This is a genomic window from Streptomyces sp. AcH 505 (assembly GCF_000818175.1).
Lineage (GTDB): Bacteria > Actinomycetota > Actinomycetes > Streptomycetales > Streptomycetaceae > Streptomyces.
Map to the genome: position 1 here is coordinate 4,145,156 of NZ_JTIY01000001.1, position 2,517 is coordinate 4,147,672.

Consider the following 2,517-nt stretch of genomic DNA (forward strand, 5'->3'; position numbering starts at 1 on the left):
TCGCCGCCGCCGACACCGCCGCGCCCACCGCCCTCGTCGAGCGCCCGCACCCCGGGTACCGGCTGACGTCCTGGTCCGGCACGGTGCCCGACGAACTCCTCGACACGTTCACCGCGTCCCGCCGGGCCATGGACGACATGCCGCTGGAGGACGCCGACTACGGGCGCCAGGTCTGGGACGCCGAGCGGGTCAAGGCAGCGGCGCGCGCCGTCGAGGACCGGGGCGACGTGCTGCACACCGTCGCCGCCGTGGCCGAGTCGGACGGCTCGATCGCCGGGTTCACCGAACTCGTCGTCCCCGGTGCCGGTACGGGCGACGGTCAGCACTACGGCACGGCGGTGCTGCCGCTCCACCGCGGGCACGGCCTCGGCCGCTGGATGAAGGCCGAGTCGATCCGCCAGGCGCGCGAACAACACCCGAACCTCGACGGTCTGTTGACCGACACCGCCGACAGCAACCGGCCCATGCGGAGCATCAACGACGCGCTCGGGTACGTCCCCACGCACACGTCGCTGGAGTTCCAGCTCGACCTCTGAACGGTCAGCCGAAACGCTCAACGCGCCGGTTCCGCCTCCAGGAACGTACCCACCCGGCGGAAGCCGAGCCTGCCATAGACGCGGGCCACCGTCTCGTCCGTCGCGCCCAAGAACACCGTCCGCGCGCCGAGTTCGCGTGCCTCGGCCACCAGCCGCGCCGTGACCGCCCCGGCAAGGCCGCGCCGCCGCGCGGCAGGCAGGGTGCCGACCGCGCTGATCTCGGTGCAGCCGTCGATCACGCCGGGCAGCATCCCGGAGCTGAGCGCGCCCCCGGCCCTGCCGCCCGCCGTCACCTCCACCGCCGCGACGACGGTCTTCGTACCCGCGCGGATCTGTCCGGCCGTCCGCGCGGTCTCCGGCGCGTACACCCGTACGGCGACAGCCAGTTCGGCCGCGCCCGCCGTACCGACATGCGTGCCCAGCTCGGCGAAGGCGAGATGCGCGACGGCGACCGCGCTCGCCAGCCTCGGGTCGTCGGCCGCGACCGTACGTACGGAGATCCCGGCCGGTACGGCGCCCGCCGCCGCGAAAGGTGTTGGTACGTCGGCGGGAAAGACCAGCAACGGCCTCTCCTGGACGGTCAGTCCGGCCTCCTCCGCCGCCTCACGCAGCTCGGGCGCCGACTCGGCGACCCATTCGAAGACCTCGGGAACACCGAGCGCCCGCTGCCGGTCGCGTACCCGCTCGACATCAGCCGCGCGCACCGCCCGCCGTGCGGCAGCGCCGCCCGGGGACGGTCGGGCGTGCAGCGGTCCTCCGCCGTCGCGCCGCACGAACAGGGTCAACGGCCCGAAGTCCTCCGCCCGCCCGGCCCTGCGGGGGAGCGCGTCCTGATAGCGGTCGATCCGGGCCAGCGCTTCCCGGGCCCAGGTCGGCTGTTCCTTGTCCGAAGTCACACAGCAAGCCAACCACCGGTGACAGACTGCGAACGTCGTGGAAGAGGGGGAGATGCCACGTGGAAGGCACACTGCTGGCCGGTCGCTACCGGATCGGCGCGCGCATCGGCTCGGGCGGTATGGGCACGGTGTGGCACGCCACGGACGAGCGGCTGCGCCGCCCGGTCGCGGTGAAGACGCTCAACGCGCAGGCCGGGCTGGGTGATGAGGCCGAGCGGGTGTCGGCCGAGCGGTTCGAACGCGAGGCGATGGCCGCGGCCCGGCTCAACAGCCCGCACATCGTCACGGTCCATGACTCCGGCACGGAGGAACTGCCCACCGGTACGGTGCTGTTCCTGGTGATGGAGGAGCTGCCCGGCCGCTCGCTCGACCGCCTGCTGAACGGTACGACGACGGACCTCGCCCAGGTCAAGGCTTGGGTGCGGGACATCTGCCGCGCCCTGCAGGTCGCCCACAAGGCGGGCATCGTGCACCGCGACCTCAAACCGGCGAACGTCATGTTCAACGAGGACGGACGCGCCGTCGTCCTCGACTTCGGCCTCGCCCGCTTCACCGGCACCACCGACCTCACCACGCTCACCGCGTCGGGCGGCATGATGGGCACGCCCGCCTACATGTCACCGGAACAGGCACGCGGGGACCGCACGCTCGACGCGCGCAGCGACCTCTACTCCCTGGGCTGTGTGCTCTACGTGCTGCTGACCGGCAGTACGCCGTTCCCCGCGAGCGCCTGGCACGTGGTGCTGCGCAAACACCTCGACGAGCCGCCGACCCCACCCAGCGCCCACCGGCCGGGCCTTGGGCCCGAGTGGGACGCGCTGGTCCTCGACCTGCTCGCCAAGGACCCGGACCTGCGCCCGGCCGATGCCCGTACGGTGGCGGACCGGATCGGCGCACTCCCGGACGGAGCACGGGCGCAGCCGGCGCCACCGCCCAGGGACGCGCCGCCGGTACGCCCACCGGTGCGCGTGGCTGATGCCTTCGCGCCGACGGCTACGGCCCCGGCGAAGCAGGCTGTGCCGAAGCCGACTGCGGTCAGCCCGGCGACGCCTGCGACGGCCAAACCCGCCGTACCCGAGCGGCTG

The 2,517-nt window shown here is 73.3% G+C and carries 3 protein-coding genes; 2 read left to right on the forward strand and 1 reads right to left on the reverse strand.

Features of this window, described 5'->3' with window-relative positions:
* Positions 1 to 536: GNAT family N-acetyltransferase (locus HY68_RS18970; RefSeq protein WP_157874448.1), on the forward strand; the 536-nt coding region annotated here is incomplete at its 5' end.
* A gap of 17 nt (positions 537 to 553) precedes the next feature.
* Here HY68_RS18970 and HY68_RS18975 read toward each other — a convergent pair.
* Positions 554 to 1,432: a GNAT family N-acetyltransferase gene (locus HY68_RS18975; protein ID WP_052457136.1), complete on the reverse strand. Its 879-nt coding sequence runs from the start codon at positions 1,430 to 1,432 to the stop codon at positions 554 to 556.
* A 59-nt stretch (positions 1,433 to 1,491) separates the two neighbouring features.
* Here HY68_RS18975 and HY68_RS18980 point away from each other — a divergent pair.
* Positions 1,492 to 2,517: serine/threonine-protein kinase (locus tag HY68_RS18980; protein WP_107070104.1), on the forward strand; the 1,026-nt coding region annotated here is incomplete at its 3' end.